This is a genomic window from Aestuariibaculum marinum, from assembly GCF_014596975.1.
Taxonomy (GTDB): Bacteria; Bacteroidota; Bacteroidia; order Flavobacteriales; family Flavobacteriaceae; genus Aestuariibaculum; species Aestuariibaculum marinum.
Map to the genome: position 1 here is coordinate 207,800 of NZ_JACVXD010000005.1, position 13,384 is coordinate 221,183.

10 protein-coding genes are annotated in these 13,384 nt (G+C 36.7%); 5 read left to right on the plus strand and 5 right to left on the minus strand.

What is annotated here, in order from left to right:
* Positions 1-38 precede the first annotated feature (38 nt).
* Together ICJ85_RS10870 and recG are read right to left on the minus strand one after the other, a co-directional pair.
* Entirely contained in the window at positions 39-479 is a 441-nt protein-coding gene (locus ICJ85_RS10870) for a hypothetical protein (protein WP_188223815.1), read from the minus strand.
* Positions 480-558: 79 nt separating this feature from the next.
* Positions 559-2,661 carry an ATP-dependent DNA helicase RecG gene (gene recG / locus ICJ85_RS10875; protein WP_188223816.1) on the minus strand — a complete coding sequence of 701 codons (2,103 nt, stop codon included), beginning with the start codon at positions 2,659-2,661 and terminating at the stop codon, positions 559-561.
* Between the two features lie 135 nt (positions 2,662-2,796).
* Between recG and ICJ85_RS10880 the strand changes: the two genes are divergently transcribed.
* The 3 genes from ICJ85_RS10880 to ICJ85_RS10890 are packed head-to-tail and all read left to right on the plus strand — an operon-like array spanning position 2,797 to position 6,574.
* Entirely contained in the window at positions 2,797-4,758 is a 1,962-nt protein-coding gene (locus tag ICJ85_RS10880) for a M1 family metallopeptidase (protein WP_188223817.1), read from the plus strand.
* Between the two features lies 1 nt (position 4,759).
* Positions 4,760-5,662, plus strand: a complete 903-nt coding sequence (locus ICJ85_RS10885) for a patatin-like phospholipase family protein (RefSeq protein ID WP_188223818.1) — start codon at positions 4,760-4,762, stop codon at positions 5,660-5,662.
* A 3-nt stretch (positions 5,663-5,665) separates the two neighbouring features.
* The gene (locus ICJ85_RS10890; RefSeq protein WP_188223819.1) at positions 5,666-6,574 is read left to right on the plus strand and encodes a patatin-like phospholipase family protein; all 909 of its coding nucleotides are present in this window, start codon (positions 5,666-5,668) and stop codon (positions 6,572-6,574) included.
* 57 nt (positions 6,575-6,631) lie between these two features.
* Here the strand turns inward: ICJ85_RS10890 and ICJ85_RS10895 are convergent, their stop codons facing one another.
* The 3 genes from ICJ85_RS10895 to ICJ85_RS10905 are packed head-to-tail and all read right to left on the minus strand — an operon-like array spanning position 6,632 to position 9,997.
* Complete coding sequence (locus ICJ85_RS10895) at positions 6,632-7,153, minus strand: DUF7935 family protein (protein ID WP_188223820.1); 522 nt, start codon at positions 7,151-7,153, stop codon at positions 6,632-6,634.
* 17 nt (positions 7,154-7,170) lie between these two features.
* Positions 7,171-8,715 carry an FMN-binding glutamate synthase family protein gene (locus ICJ85_RS10900; protein ID WP_394354419.1) on the minus strand — a complete coding sequence of 515 codons (1,545 nt, stop codon included), beginning with the start codon at positions 8,713-8,715 and terminating at the stop codon, positions 7,171-7,173.
* Between the two features lie 13 nt (positions 8,716-8,728).
* Complete coding sequence (locus tag ICJ85_RS10905; RefSeq protein WP_188223822.1) at positions 8,729-9,997, minus strand: amidohydrolase; 1,269 nt, start codon at positions 9,995-9,997, stop codon at positions 8,729-8,731.
* A 141-nt stretch (positions 9,998-10,138) separates the two neighbouring features.
* On the opposite strand from ICJ85_RS10905, the gene ICJ85_RS10910 reads away from it, so the two are divergent.
* Together ICJ85_RS10910 and ICJ85_RS10915 are read left to right on the plus strand one after the other, a co-directional pair.
* Positions 10,139-12,502, plus strand: coding sequence for an ATP-dependent helicase (locus tag ICJ85_RS10910; protein WP_188223823.1), 2,364 nt, complete (start codon positions 10,139-10,141; stop codon positions 12,500-12,502).
* 257 nt (positions 12,503-12,759) lie between these two features.
* Complete coding sequence (locus ICJ85_RS10915) at positions 12,760-13,380, plus strand: L-threonylcarbamoyladenylate synthase (protein WP_188223824.1); 621 nt, start codon at positions 12,760-12,762, stop codon at positions 13,378-13,380.
* Positions 13,381-13,384 lie beyond the last annotated feature (4 nt).

Here is a 13,384-nt window from a genome sequence, read left to right on the forward strand (position 1 = left end):
ACTTTTTGTAAAAATAAAAGTTTGCGAACAATTCTCATTTAATATTCGTAGGTAATTAAAGAACTATAATTTTCTATTTTTAATTTTATCTGATTATAATTTTTTAATTGAAGTGGCTTCAGATTAAACGAAATTGTTTTAGTTATGTAAGCTTCGCACGCTTCTTTATTTACAAGGTTTAGTTTTAATTCTCTTTGAGGTATGGTAGTTTCTGAAACAGCATCTAAATCTACTAAAGCAACTTCCCAACTGTTACCATCGCATCCAGATGAAGAAAATGATATTTCTAAACAATCTTCACTAACTTCTATATTTTGAATATTGTAATTGTTTGTATTCGTGGTGTTAAAAAGGTTTTTGTCTATAATTATGCATGTATCACATACACCAAACTCTGTACATGAAGGTTGATTTTCATGATCATTATCGCAACTAGATATGAAAGAAAGTATTGCTGTAAGGAGAAGTTTAATTCTCATAGTATTTTTCTTTTAAGATGTAAAAAACAGTAGTTGGTTGCGTGAAAAATGTTGCTTTTTAAATTTAAAAATAGAATTCTTAGGAAATATAATTCCAGATGTTTTTAAATTTACTCAGCTTTCGGTAAGTGTCCAAAACCACAGCATTATCAGCAGAAGCTAGCTTAGGGTCGTCGTTAAGTATCTTTTTCGCATGATAGCGTGCGTGTTGTAATAGGTCTTTGTCTTTTACAATATCTGCTATCTTCAGGTTGAGTACCCCACTTTGCTGAGTACCCATTAAATCACCCGGACCGCGAAGTTTTAAATCGACTTCGGCAATTTCGAAACCATCACTGGTTTTAACCATAGTTTCCAGTCGGGTTTTGCTATCGTTACTCAGTTTATGTCCTGTCATTAAAATACAATAACTCTGTTCGGCGCCACGCCCCACACGACCACGTAACTGGTGGAGTTGCGATAAGCCAAAACGTTCGGCACTTTCAATAATCATAACAGAAGCGTTAGGAACATTTACTCCAACTTCAATAACCGTTGTGGCGACCATAATTTGTGTTTCGCCTTTAATAAAGCGTTGCATCTCATAATCTTTATCGGCGGGTTTCATTTTACCGTGAACAATGGAGATTTGATAATCGGGCATCGGGAAATCGCGAGCAATACTTTCGTAGCCGTCCATCAAATCTTTGTAATCCATTTTTTCACTTTCCTGAATTAACGGATATACAATATACACCTGTCTGCCTTTAGCAATTTCATCCTTCACAAATCGAAAAACATTAAGCCTATTTTTGTCGTAACGATGCACGGTTTTTATAGGCTTTCTTCCGGCTGGTAATTCGTCAATAATAGAGATATCTAAATCACCATAAACCGACATCGCCAACGTGCGTGGAATAGGGGTGGCGGTCATCACCAAAATATGTGGTGGCGTCGAATTTTTATGCCACAATTTACTTCTTTGAGCGACACCAAAACGATGTTGCTCGTCTATGATAGCGAGCCCTAAATTATGGAATTCTACCTTGTCTTCAAGTAGTGCATGGGTGCCAATAATGATGTTTAGTTCGCCATTTTTTAAAGATTCTAAAATTTCTCTTCGTTCTGAAGTTTTAGTTGAACCTGTTAGAATTTTTATACTGATTTTCAATTCTTTACATAGGTCAAGTAATCCGTTGTAATGCTGAACTGACAAAATTTCAGTCGGAGCCATTAAACAGGCTTGAAAACCGTTGTCAAGTGCCATTAACATTGACATTAGCGCAACAATGGTCTTTCCGGAACCCACATCACCCTGTAATAAACGATTCATTTGAGCGTTACTGCCTAAATCGGCACGAATTTCTTTCAGTACGCGTTTCTGTGCATTGGTTAAATCGAAGGGTAAATGTTCTTCAAAAAAGGTTTTAAAATGTTCGCCAATTTGTTCAAAAGGAAAACCTTTAATTTTCGATTTGTGGGCTAAATTTTTAATAATCAGCTGTAGCTGAATATAAAAAAGCTCTTCAAATTTTAATCGGAATTGTGCCTTGGTTAACAGCTCAGGACTCTTCGGAAAATGGATGTTAAAAAGCGCTTCACTTTTACCAATTAAGTTCAATTTTTTTCGTAATGATTCCGGAAGGGTTTCATCAAATTTTCCATTGGCATCAACAAATAATTGCTGAATGATTTTACTCATCACTCGATTAGAAATTCCTCGATTGGATAACTTTTCGGTAGACGGATAAACGGCCTGCATGGCCGAGCGTAAATTCTTTTCGTGTTCGGCTAAAGGTTCCAGGTCCGGATGTGGCATGGAAAAGGTGCTGCCAAAACGGTTAGTTTTTCCAAAGGCAACATAAGGGGTGTTCAGTTTTAAACTGTCTCTTATCCATTTATGACCACGAAACCAAACCAGTTCCATAGTGCCTGTGTCGTCTTGAAATTTCGCAACCAAACGTTTACCACGCTTTTGTCCGACTTCAGAAAACGACACAATCTTACCAATAACCTGCACATCGGCATTGTTGTGTGGTAATGTGTTGATCTTGTAATATTGGGTACGATCAATATAGCGATTAGGGAATAAATTCATTAAATCCTGATAGGTATGAATACCTAATTCCTTACGAAGCAAATCGGCCCTGCTGGAGCCAACGCCTTTTAAATAATCGATAGGAGTTTGTAGATTTATTGCCATGACGGAACGAATTTAAACCTTTTCAAGCAATTCAAAAAATAGAAATTTTACGTATTTTGGCTTAATCCTTGTTGTATTCAATTAGCATGAACAATTAAGCTATTGTCCAACATTATATTATGAACTTTTGTATAGATGAAATCGAACCTACTAGCCCTTAATTTTTTTATTTCCGGTTTTTTATTTGCCCAACAAATAGATGTTGTAGATTTTAAAAGGGCAGCTGTTTCAGTGTCTTTTCAACCTGAAATGAAAAAGGTGTTGGGAGAAGTGGATTATACATTAGAAATTTTGAAATCTACGGATTCCATTTTTTTAGATGCGGTTAGTATGGAATTCTCACAGGTTATGTTAAATGGGAACTCTGTAGATTTTAGAAACGATTCAAAAAAACTATGGATAAAGCATAAATTTAAAAAAGGAAAAACATATGATTTGAGTTTTAAATATAAAGCTCAACCTAAGAAAGCTTTGTATTTTATTGATTGGGAATATCCGGATGGAAACAAGCAAATCTGGACACAGGGACAGGGGAAGTATACGAGTAACTGGTTACCGAGTATTGATGATATGAACGATAAAATTGAGTTCGATTTAAGCATCATATTTAATAAAAATTACGAGGTTATCGCCAACGGTAAATTAATAGATAAACAAATCAACCATTCCACAATTATCTGGCATTACGATATGCAAAAACCTATGGCGAGTTATTTGATGGCTCTAGCTATTGGAAGGTATGATAAGCAAATCGAATATTCAGAAAGCGGTGTTCCATTAGAAATGTATTACTATCCGAAAGATTCTTTAAAATTCGAACCGACTTACCGATACACCAAACAGATGTTTGATTTTATGGAAGGTGAAATCGGCGTACCTTACCCTTGGCAAAACTACAAGCAAATTCCGGTAAAAGATTTTTTATATGCGGGCATGGAAAATACAAGTGCGACTATTTTTTCAGATGCTTTTGTGGTTAATGATACCGCTTTTGTAGATAAAAACTATGTAAATGTGAATGCTCACGAGTTGGCGCATCAATGGTTTGGTGATTTGGTAACCGAAACTTCAGGAACCCACCACTGGTTACAGGAAGGTTTTGCGACCTATTATGCCTTATTAGCAGAGCGAGAAGTGTTTGGAGATAATTATTATTACTGGCGTTTATATGAATATTTGCAGGAATTGGATGTGCAGGATAAATCGGGAGGAAGTACAGCTCTTTTAAATCCGAAGTCGAGCAGTACTACCTTCTATAAAAAAGGCGCATGGGTGTTACATTTGCTTCGTGAGCAGGTTGGCGTGGAAGCATTCAGAGAGGCGGTAAAGTATTATTTAAATAAAAATGCTTTTAAAAATGTGCAAACTGAAGATTTTATAAGTGAGGTAGAACAAGTAAGCAAACAAGATTTAAGCAAGTTTGTTAAACTTTGGTTGGAAAACAAAGATTTAAATTATAACTTGATGTTAGAAAGTTTAAAACAATCGGTATTTATTCAAGAGTATCTTATGGTAGATTGTGAATTGTATACTTCCAAGTGTGCAGCCTATTTAAATTCAGGGATTTCAGATGAGGCAAAGGTTAAGATTATTGAGCAAATACCAAATCAAATTACATCAGATAATTTTAAAAGCCCTATAAAAGTGCGTCAAGCCATAGCAACATCAATTTCTACGATTCCTGAACGATTAAAACAGGATTATGAGTCATTGCTTCAAGATGAATCGTATGTGACTATTGAAGCGGCTTTAATGACCTTATGGCGCAACTTTCCGCAGAAGCGAAATAACTATTTAAATCAGACAAAAGGAATTGTTGGATTTCACGATAAAAATGTTAGAATGCTTTGGCTAACCTTAGCGTTAATTACCGAAAATTTTGAACCAGAAAATAAATCGGAATATTTTAAAGAATTAACCAATTATACCTCGCCTAAATACAGTTTCGATATCCGACAGAATGCGTTTATGTATTTAAAGCAAATAAAAGCGTGTAATGCGCAATGTAAAGACAATTTAAAGCAAGGAGCAAAACACCATAACTGGCAATTTTCAAAGTTTTCAAAGTCCATGTTAGAAGCCATAAATTCAAATTAAGATGAGGGCGTTAGTTATTTCAGGAGGAGGAAGTAAAGGTGCATTCGCCGGTGGCGTGGCGCAGTATCTTATCGAGGAGATGAATCGTGATTACCAGATTTATATTGGTACATCAACCGGAAGTTTGCTCGTGTCTCATCTTGCTTTAAAGGAAATTGATCGTATAAAACATGTGTATACCAGTGTAACGAATAGTGATATTTTTAGTGTTTGCCCATTTGTAGTAAAACAAAAATACGGCAGTCAAAATATTGCGATCAATCACTTTAATGTGCTTTTAAATATGCTGCGCGGTAGCAAGACATTTGGAGAAAGTTACCACTTAAAAGATCTAATAAAGCGAACCTTAACGCCCGAAGATTTTAAAATTTTAAAACAATCTACCAAAGATATTGTCGTTACAGTATCTAATATTTCACTCAATCATGTAGAATACAAAAGTATTAAGGATTTTAATTACGATGAATTTTGCGAGTGGATTTGGATTTCCAGCAATTACACACCGTTTATGACTTTAGTTAAAAAAGATGGCTGCGAATATGCCGATGGCGGATTAGGAAATATGGTTCCTATAGAGGAAGCTATAAATCGTGGCGCCAAAGAAGTCGATGCCATTATTTTGCAAACCGAAACTACACTCTATAATCGGATGCCTTCAAAAAACCCCTTTTCATTAATGACCAATATGTTCACATTTATGCTCGATAGAATCGAATCTCAAAACATAAAAATTGGTAAGCACGTGGCTAATCACAACAATGCGATTATCAATTTTTACTACGCGCCAACAGTATTAACTACCAATTCGTTAATTTTTAATAAACAGAAAATGACGGAGTGGTGGCAAAGTGGTTATAATTTTGCCAAGTTTAAAAATAAAGAAGTAAGCGCATTAGAAGATTAATATATGAAAGCATTAGTGATTTCCGGTGGCGGAAGTAAAGGAGCGTTTGCTGGTGGTGTAGCGCAGTATTTAATGGAAGAACAAGGTAAAGAATACGACATGTTTCTTGGCACATCAACGGGAAGTTTGTTGGTGCCTCACTTAGCTGCAAACAATGTAGCTAAGCTTCATGAGATTTTTACCAATGTAAAGCAAAGTACCATTTTTAGTATAAACCCCTTTGTACAGCATAAAAAGGATGGCAGGGAATACGTGTCTATCAATTATTTTAATTCTATACTACAATTTATAAAGCGAAAGCGCACCTTTGGTGAGAGTCATGCTTTACGACGCCATATTAAAAAGCATTTTAGTGAAGACGAATTTAATTTAATTCGAGATACCAAGGAAGATGTGGTGGTTACCGTATCGAACCTGTCTAAAAATAGGGTGGAGTATAAGTCGATTAATGATTTTAGTTACGAAGAATTCTGCGACTGGATATGGATTTCCTGCAATTATATTCCTTTTATGTCTTTAGTTAAACGTGATGGTTTTGAGTATGCCGATGGCGGATTGGGATGTGTAATTCCGATTCGGGAAGCCATTCTTCGGGGAGCCACCGAAGTTGATGCTATTGTGCTTGAAAGTGAAAATTTGGAATACAATAAAGTTTTAGGGAAAAATCCATTCTCTTTGATGATTAACTTGTTTGGTCACCTTTTAGATCAGGTGGAGAAGGCTGATATAGCCATTGGTAAACTTGCTGCAAAACACCGTGATGTTAAACTGAATTTATATTATACACCAACACAACTTACTGAAAACTCCTTGATATTTAGTAAAAAATTAATGACTAAGTGGTGGGAAGATGGCTTTGAATATGCTAAACAAAAACATGAAAGTAAGCATGAGTTAAGTGATGTAAAGTAGAAAAAAAAAGACAACCTGTTAAGGTTGTCTTTTTAGCTGTATGCAAGAGTAAATTTGTTATAAAATATCTTTAACTTCTTCTTTTATAAATGATAGTGCTAAATCGCTTGGGGCACGGCGCTCTAACATTTCGGTTAATACCACTTCACGTAGTTTTTCGGCAGTATCTGTTTTTTCCAGTAAACTAGCTTTTCTGATTAATTGAATAGTGGCATTTTTAGCTGTGTTAATAATATTCCAGCATTCTTCACTTACGTAAATTTGCTGAGCTAAATTGTGTTCAAACTCCGATTCAATGGCTTGTATAAGCATACTTTCATAGGTGTTTTTATCTGATGAGGTTGGTGCTACTCGAAGTAACAGTTTAGACGGCGTGATGCGCTCTAAATACAACGTCATGCGTTCGTAGGCTTGCAGTCGGGTAGGTAAAGCGTTTACCTGTAAATCTTTGTGTAATAAAAAACGTCTACGGCCATCTTCATTTTTTGTATGCTCTTTAAAAAAGTAATAGGCTATAAGTCCGGTGATTAAGGACGGAATAGCAAATAATAGTAAATCGATAATTCTTGACGAATCCATATAAAGTCGTGTTAAGTTTAATTATTCCCTCCCAAATATATACAATCTTTTAAATCTTGCATGTCTGTAAATGGCACATGCGTTTTATTGTACATATAGGTTTTGTTTAGTTCTTTAGATAAGTTGTGGTCGTCTACATTAATTTCAATATCACTCATTTTAAATTGGCAAGGGTGTTCGTAACCTGCAGCATGTGTAATTTCAATAAATTCCTTCCTAAAGGTTTTAAAATACTGTGCAAGTCGTGCCGATTTTAATGTGGGGTCAATACCGCTTTGCAACCATTTACTTTGCGTGGCAACACCACTCGGGCAGCGATTAGTATGGCAAACTTGCGCCTGAATACATCCAATACTCATCATGGCTTCACGAGCAACATTAATACAGTCAGCTCCCATCGCGAAAGCCATTGCTGCTTTTGCTGGAAACCCTAATTTACCACTGCCAATAAATACAATACGGTCGGTGAGTTCTTTACGTTGAAAGAGTTTGTATAGGTCGCTAAACCCGTAAACCCAAGGCAGAGAAACGTGATCGGCAAAACTAGGTGGGGCAGCGCCAGTGCCTCCTTCGCCACCATCTACAGTTATAAAATCAGGGCCTTTACCAGTTTTTATCATGAGATCTGCAAGTTCTTCCCATTGTTCCAGCTTACCAATAGCTGCCTTTATACCCACAGGTAAACCGGTAGCTTCAGCTATTTTTTCAATAAAATCAACCATTTCTGGAATGGTTGTAAATGCGGAATGGTTAGGTGGTGATAGAACATCTTTTCCTAATTCTACATGACGAATGGCTGCAATTTCTTTTGTGATTTTTGAAGCTGGTAACACACCACCTTTGCCTGGTTTAGCGCCTTGTGAGAGCTTTATTTCGATAGCACGGATAAACGGGTTTTCTTCAACTAATTTAACAAGTTTGTCTAATGAAAATGTACCGTCTTCATTGCGAACCCCAAAGTACCCAGTTCCGAAGTGAAAAATAACATCACCACCATAACTGTGGTAAGGCGAGAGTCCACCTTCACCTGTATTATGATAAGCGCCAGCCATTTTAACTCCTTTGTTTAAAGACTCAACAGCCTTGGCCGAAAGCGAACCAAAACTCATCGCCGAAACATTAATAACTGATGCCGGCCGAAATGGTTTTTTACGTTTATTGTGAAGCCCCATAACTTTAGCGCAGGGCAAAAAGGTTTTGTCTATTTCGTTTGGGTGGTTTTCTTTTGGTTTGAAGGGCATCATGGCATTATTTATGAAAATATGCTGATGCGCATAAATATCGCGTTCGGTGCCAAAACCTTCATAGTTGTTTTCGTGTTTTGCTGAGGCGTAAACCCAACCGCGTTCAATACGATTAAAAGGTAATTCTTCACGGTTGTTAGCCACTAAATACTGGCGAAGTTCTGGACCAATTTTTTCAAGCATATACCGAAGGTGACCAACAATGGGGTAATTGTGACTGATGGTGTGCGCTTTTTGAATAAAAATATCGCGAATAGCAACAATGAGCAGTACAATTAAAATCCACATCCACCAGCTGATACCTGAAATAAAATCCATAAAATAAATCAATTTAGTTGTTTAAATAATCAATGGCTAAGTTAGTCATCACTTTTACACCAAGCAACATACCGGCATCATCAATCATAAAATCTGGCGTATGATGGGGGAAAGCAGCTTGATTTCCAGGGGTCATACCTCCTAAGAAAAAGTAAAACCCTGGTATTTTTTCCTGATAAAACGAGAAGTCTTCACCAATAGTTACGGCTTTAGTAAGTTTAACGTGATCATCGCCGGCTTCGCGTTGCAGGGTAGGGAGCATGAGGTTTACAAGACGTTCATCATTATAAGTTACGGCAGCTTCATTTCGAAATTCCATACGGGCCTCTCCACCATAAGCTTCGGCAATAGATGAAGCCATACTGGTCATACGTTGTATGATTCGTTCTCTGGTATCAGGGTTTAGAGTTCTAATGGTTCCGGTGAGCTGGGCATTTTCAGGAATGATATTGTAGCGAACACCGCCTTCTATTTTACCAACGGTAATTACTGCAGGAGCATCGGTAAGGTCTGTTTCTCGACTTATTATACTCTGAAAACCATCAATAATTTTAGCTGAAATATAAATAGGATCAATTCCTGTCCAAGGTGTAGATCCATGCGTTTGCATTCCTTTTACATGAACCACAAAACGTTCAACGGATGCCATAATACCTTCTGGTTTGTATTGTATGTGGCCAACAGGGATTTCAGATTTTATGTGTAACCCGAAAATGGCGTCAACATCAGGGTTTTTTAGTACCCCTTCTTTAATCATTAATTTGGCACCACCTTCTTCTCCGGGCGGCGGACCTTCTTCAGCAGGTTGAAAAATGAATTTAACCGTTCCTTTTATCTTATCTTTGTGTTTAGATAATATTTCGGCAGCCCCCATAAGTATGGCAATATGGCTATCGTGTCCGCAAGCGTGCATAACACCAGTGGTGTTTCCTAAAAATTCAGTAGTTTCATTAGATTTGAACGGAAGGTCATTACGTTCGGTAACCGGTAAGGCATCAATATCTGCTCTTAACGCGACCACTTTTCCTGTAGTATTACCTTTTAAAATACCTACAACTCCGGTTTTAGCAATTCCTGTTTTTACTTCAATTCCTAAGTCTTTTAAGTGTTTAGCTATTTTGTCAGCTGTTTTAAATTCTCTGTTTGAAAGTTCTGGATACTGATGAAAATGATGTCGCCATTCTATTATTTTGGGTTCGATAGCTTTGATTTCTTTATCTAATGAGGTTTGAGCAAAACAGTTAGAAATACTTAAGGCAAGAAGTAATTTGAAAATCCTCATAGACAGGTGGTTTAGATTGTTTCATAAATATATTTAAAATTAAATAAAGGGAACGGCAGTAATTGTTTATAATTATTAATAAAACCATTTAATTAAACGGTTGGCAATGTTTAATTTTAGCCCTTAAAATCGAAATTAATTTTGGAGAAGTATTTAAGTCAGTTAAACGAGGCGCAGTTAGCACCTACCATTCAGAAAGATGGACCGATGATTGTGATTGCAGGTGCGGGGTCCGGAAAAACACGTGTGTTAACCTATAGAATCGCTTATCTAATGAGTCAAGGGGTTGATGCTTTTAATATTTTATCGTTAACCTTTACCAATAAGGCTGCGCGTGAAATGAAAGAGCGTATTGCTGCTATAGTGGGACAAAGTGAGGCCAGAAATTTATGGATGGGAACGTTTCACTCGATTTTTGCCAAGATTTTACGTATTGAAGCTGATAAATTAGGCTATCCAACCAATTTTACGATTTATGACTCTCAGGATTCTGATAAATTAATAGGTTCCATTATTCGTGAAATGGGGCTTGATAAAGATATTTACAAGGCAAAATCTATTCGTTCTAGAATATCGTCGTATAAAAACAGTTTGATAACGGTACGTGCTTATTTTCAGAATTCTGAATTACAGGAAGCCGATGCCATGGCGAGACGTCCGAGAATGGGAGATATTTATAAAGCCTATGTAGATCGATGCTTTAAAGCTGGTGCTATGGATTTTGATGATTTATTATTGAAAACCAACGAGCTTTTAACCCGTTTCCCGGAGGTGCTGATGAAGTATCAAAATAGATTCCGTTACATCCTGGTAGACGAGTATCAGGATACCAACCATTCTCAGTATTTAATTGTACGGGCTTTATCTGATAAGTTTCAGAATATTTGTGTGGTAGGAGATGATGCGCAGAGTATTTATGCCTTCCGTGGTGCGAATATTAATAATATTTTAAATTTCCAGAAAGATTACGATAATGTAAAACTGTTCCGATTAGAACAGAATTACCGTTCGACTAAGAATATTGTAAACGCAGCCAATTCCATTATTGATAAAAACCAGACCAAGCTTGATAAGGTCGTTTGGACCGCTAACGATGAAGGAGGTAAAATTGTAGTCAATCGTTCATTAACCGATGGTGACGAGGGGCGTTATGTAGCCAGTACCATTTGGGAAACTAAAATGAATGAGCAACTGGAGAATAAAGATTTTGCCGTTTTATATAGAACCAACGCGCAGTCCAGAGCTATTGAGGATGCGTTGCGTAAACGCGATATTCCTTATAAAATTTATGGAGGCTTATCGTTTTATCAGCGCAAAGAGATTAAGGATGTTATTTCGTATTTACGATTAATCATCAATCCTGCCGATGAAGAAGCGTTAAAGCGCGTGATAAACTTTCCGCCTCGTGGTATAGGCGCGACTACGGTAGATCGATTAGTGGTGGCTGCTAATGGTTATAACCGTTCCATTTTTGAGGTGATGAAAAATATCGATAAGACCGATGTTAAAATTAACTCAGGAACGAAAGGAAAACTACAGGATTTTGTAACCCTGATTGAAAGTTATCAGGTAATGAATCAAAATGCTGATGTGTTTGAGTTGGCTGAACACGTAACCCGTACCAGTGGATTAATTAAAGAATTTAAGAAAGATGCCACGCCAGAAGGTGTAACTCGTATGGAAAACATTGAAGAGTTACTGAATGGTATGAAGGATTTTGTTGAGGGGCAGCGAGAAGTGGCTGATGCAACGGCATCTTTAGCAGAATTTTTGGAGGATGTTGCTCTGTCAAGTGATTTAGATTCTGATAAGGAAGATGTTGATCACGTGGCTTTAATGACGATTCACCTGGCGAAAGGATTGGAGTTTCCTCATGTGTTTATAGTCGGTTTAGAGGAAGATTTATTCCCGAGTGCCATGAGTATGAATACACGTAGTGAATTGGAAGAAGAACGACGTTTATTTTATGTGGCATTAACGCGTGCTGAAAAACAAGCGTATTTAACGTATGCCTTATCCAGATACCGCTGGGGAAAGCTGGTAGATGCCGACCCTAGTCGATTTATTTCAGAAATAGATGAGCAGTATTTAGATATTACCACACCAATTGAAGAGCGTCGTATCAACCCGATGCTCGATGCCGATATTTTTGGAGATGTGAGTCCGAATACAAGACAAAATGTAGCCTCTAATAATATTCGGTTTAAACCAGCTAAGCAGGCAAACCTTAAAAAGGGGAGTGCTCCAAAGGAACAACCAAAGTTTCAACCGAATGCTCCTAAAAAGTTAACAAAGGTGGAGTCGTCAAGTTCATCTGGGCAAGAAGCTAATTTGTTTGATGGTAAATTAGTGCCGGGAAATGTTGTCAATCATATGCGTTTCGGTAAAGGTGAAGTCCTAAAAATAGAAGGCACAGGAGCCGATGTGAAAGCTGAAATTAAATTTCAGCAAGTTGGGGTTAAGAAATTGCTTTTACGTTTTGCAAAACTAGATGTTATAGGCTAAAACCTCATAAAAAGTTTCAAACTTTAATAAAAAAAGCCTGTGTTATTAACACAGGCTTTTTGAGTTAGTCACTCTATAAGTAATCGAAATATTTTTATTGTTTGTTCTGAATAAATGTAGTTAAATACTTCAGAAAAGACAAATAAAAAGTAAGATTTTTATTCCGCATTATGTAAATGTTTACTTGAGCTAAAAATATTGTTTTACAATTGAAAAAATGTCGCTAACTTGTTACTTGAAGAGAATATACAGTACCTATGGCTGAGTTTATAAAAATTTACGAAGAAAATCCGAACCCGAAAGCAATTGAAAAAGTTGTTGATGTTTTAAAACGTGGCGGATTAATAATTTATCCAACCGATACGGTTTATGGATTGGGTTGTGACATAAGTAATATTAAGGCTTTAGAGAAGGTGGCACGTATTAAGCAGGTGAAACTTGAAAAGTCTAATTTTTCATTTATCTGTCATGATTTAAGTCATTTAAGCGATTATGTAAAACAGATTGATACATCGACTTTTAAGGTCTTAAAACGAGCGCTTCCGGGGCCTTATACATTTATCCTTCCGGGTTCTAAAAATTTACCGCATCCATTTAAGAAAAAGAAAACAGTTGGTATTCGTGTGCCAGATAATAAAATCGCTTTAGAGATTGTTAAGAAGTTAGGTCATCCTATTATTTCGACATCTATTCGTGATGAAGATGAGGTGATTGAATATACTACCGACCCGGAACTTATCTTGGAAAAATGGGATAACTTGGTTGATGTTGTTATTGATGGCGGTTATGGGGACAATAATCCTTCAACAGTCATTGATATGTCTGAAGACCCAGTAATAATTGTTAGGGAGGGAAAAGGAAGTTTAGAAGTGTTATAATTAT

Excerpts from the sequence above, each read along its gene's own strand:
- ICJ85_RS10870 (WP_188223815.1), bottom strand. The coding sequence starts at position 479 with ATGAGAATTAAACTTCTCCTTACAGCAATACTTTCTTTCATATCTAGT.
- recG (WP_188223816.1), bottom strand. The coding sequence starts at position 2,661 with ATGGCAATAAATCTACAAACTCCTATCGATTATTTAAAAGGCGTTGGC.
- ICJ85_RS10880 (WP_188223817.1), top strand. The coding sequence starts at position 2,797 with ATGAAATCGAACCTACTAGCCCTTAATTTTTTTATTTCCGGTTTTTTA.
- ICJ85_RS10885 (WP_188223818.1), top strand. The coding sequence starts at position 4,760 with ATGAGGGCGTTAGTTATTTCAGGAGGAGGAAGTAAAGGTGCATTCGCC.
- ICJ85_RS10890 (WP_188223819.1), top strand. The coding sequence starts at position 5,666 with ATGAAAGCATTAGTGATTTCCGGTGGCGGAAGTAAAGGAGCGTTTGCT.
- ICJ85_RS10895 (WP_188223820.1), bottom strand. The coding sequence starts at position 7,153 with ATGGATTCGTCAAGAATTATCGATTTACTATTATTTGCTATTCCGTCC.
- ICJ85_RS10900 (WP_394354419.1), bottom strand. The coding sequence starts at position 8,715 with ATGGATTTTATTTCAGGTATCAGCTGGTGGATGTGGATTTTAATTGTA.
- ICJ85_RS10905 (WP_188223822.1), bottom strand. The coding sequence starts at position 9,997 with ATGAGGATTTTCAAATTACTTCTTGCCTTAAGTATTTCTAACTGTTTT.
- ICJ85_RS10915 (WP_188223824.1), top strand. The coding sequence starts at position 12,760 with ATGGCTGAGTTTATAAAAATTTACGAAGAAAATCCGAACCCGAAAGCA.